We start from the raw sequence: 2,217 nt of genomic DNA, 5'->3' as shown, positions 1-2,217 counted from the left end.
GGCGCGTTTTCCTGCAAAAGAGAATTACCGTTGACCGATTTCGCATCCTCTCCGAGGAGATTAACGCGAACTCTCGTTGTACCGAACGCGTGCCCTTCAATTAAAACACGATCGGTCTTTTGCTCAACTACAGGAGAATTATCGCTCCACTCAGAGTTCAACTGGAGCACGGCGCTGTCTTCTGCACCATAAGCAGGAAGAACGGTCGAATTTGCACCTTCTCTCCGTAACCTAGACCCTATGTGCAATACCTGGTAACGATCGTCTATTGGCTTCTCGAAAATCACAGAGCTATTTTTTACGCTCAAGACGGAGAGATTAGAATATGAAGATACTGAATCTGCACTAAGCCCAAAATTATTAGGTAGAGTGCTACTGTTAGGAACTGTCTTCCTACCAGGTTTGAGAAGCCATTTCGTTCCATTATCTAGATCGAAGACCGTTACGCTCTCTCCTGATGTTTGCGCTCGACCTTCCAGGTGTGAACGGTCAGCCGTCAATAAAAGGACAGGACTTGATTCCCTGTTTTTTCCATTCATTGAATCCTTAGTATCTTGTCCGCTTCTTGACAAAATATTAGCGGAGATCGTCGAATCTTTAAGAAGAACCACGCCACCCGCGAACATTGCATCAACACCAACACCATTTTCAACAAAAACCTTTGTATTCTCTAACACTACCTCATTGGTTGTACTTTCGAAGGAAATTGGCCGACTCTCACGAGAAACGCTTCGTGCATGCCGTTCTCTCGTGGTGGCGACTGAATGATTCCGGAAAAAGATACCATGCGCATCGCGATCACTCGTGACATTCACCATTGAATCCTTAAGGGTGATAGAGCCACCCGCAACCAGCATGGCAGTCTCTGCCGCTGTTACGGTAATATTTGTAGCATTAATAGCCCCACTGTCCGATGCACTCAACGCGACAAAACCCGAACTAACTGTTCCACCACGTAGTTCTATTTTTGATCCTGTTCCCTCTGCCAGCACAGAAAAAAACTCATCGTGTATTACAGCATTTTCGCGAACCACAACGTCGTTACTTTGGGCTGTAATCCTAGCTCGCATATCCTTCCCGGATCCTTGCAGAGAATTCTCAGGTTTTGCCAGTTCATTAGATTTTGTGTTCACTGTTTCTGAGGCTTTTTTCTCAGAATTAGCTTTATCTTTGTTATCAATTACGGCGCTATCACTTTTTGCTGAGGTTTCAGCTTGTTTGGTTTTTTCAGTCTTTTGCACCGAAGCACCAGATCGTTCAGCAGACTTTCCATTTATTACTGTAGATTTAGCAGGCGCAATTCTTCCGACCGGAGCCGATGAAGAACCTGCAGGAGTGAGTGTCCGCGCCACGTTTTCCCGAGAAACTGGAGCTAGACGTTCTAAAGAGTTCATGCCATGCCCGAGTGATTTCTGAGATTTTTCAAGCTCTAGCTTCTTAACCACACGCTTATGGTGCTCTTCTTCTTTACGTTTCTCAGAACTTTTTTTCTCGTCTTGTGATTTTTTTAAAGCCTTAAGTTCATATTCCTTGTATTCACCGTTTTTGAATCCAGGGGTCAAACCAGGGGTCAAATATAAACCTTTATAACCAGAATATTCCTGCCCAACCGTATTCGTTACATTAGTTGTAGTCACACCGTTTCTAAGTGGAGAAGTCATGGCTTCATTTGAGGCGTAAGACAGGCTAGAATGAGAACAAAGCAAAACCCCGGAAACTGTGCATAATAAGAAGCTTTTTTTCATGTAAATCTATTCCCTAAATACCCACCCCCCTCTCTAAATAAAAGTCAAAGAGCTTTTAATTGATTACGTTTTTGTTGTAAATATCAAAACAAATTATTTACCATCATTTTTTATATTTTGAATGGATTTCATGTTTTTTAAAAACATGATAATTTTTCATGAACCATCAAGATATAAACGTAAAATCGTTTATTTATGGACTTTTTTCATACATATTGTATATTTTTTTGGAATGAAGTAAAAAAGGTTTCTTGTTATTTCATCAATTTTGTACAGTTACTTCTTATGATAATTCTAAACTTATTACGATGGTTTTGATATTTTGATTAAAATATACTTTTATTAACGAAAAAGGCAGCACAATGTGCTGCCTTACAATAGGGCTTATAACTACCGGAACATATTTCAAAAACGGTAGCTGATCCCACCAGAAAAGTTTGTTCCAGATACACAGGTTATTTGGAGCCTGTGG

Annotated in this window: 1 protein-coding gene and 1 pseudogene; both read right to left on the bottom strand. The window is 40.9% G+C overall.

The window, feature by feature from the left end; translation table 11 throughout:
- Positions 1-1,745 (bottom strand): annotated as a pseudogene (locus WCP75_RS04950) (hypothetical protein); the annotation flags it as partial.
- Between the two features lie 283 nt (positions 1,746-2,028).
- On the bottom strand, positions 2,029-2,217 hold a 189-nt coding region (locus tag WCP75_RS04945), incomplete at its 5' end, for a hypothetical protein (protein ID WP_336277130.1).

The organism is Bartonella numerosa (assembly GCF_037070845.1).
Lineage (GTDB): Bacteria > Pseudomonadota > Alphaproteobacteria > Rhizobiales > Rhizobiaceae > Bartonella.
The sequence above is the reverse complement of the archived record's forward strand: the minus strand, read 5'-3'. Positions and strand labels throughout refer to the sequence as shown.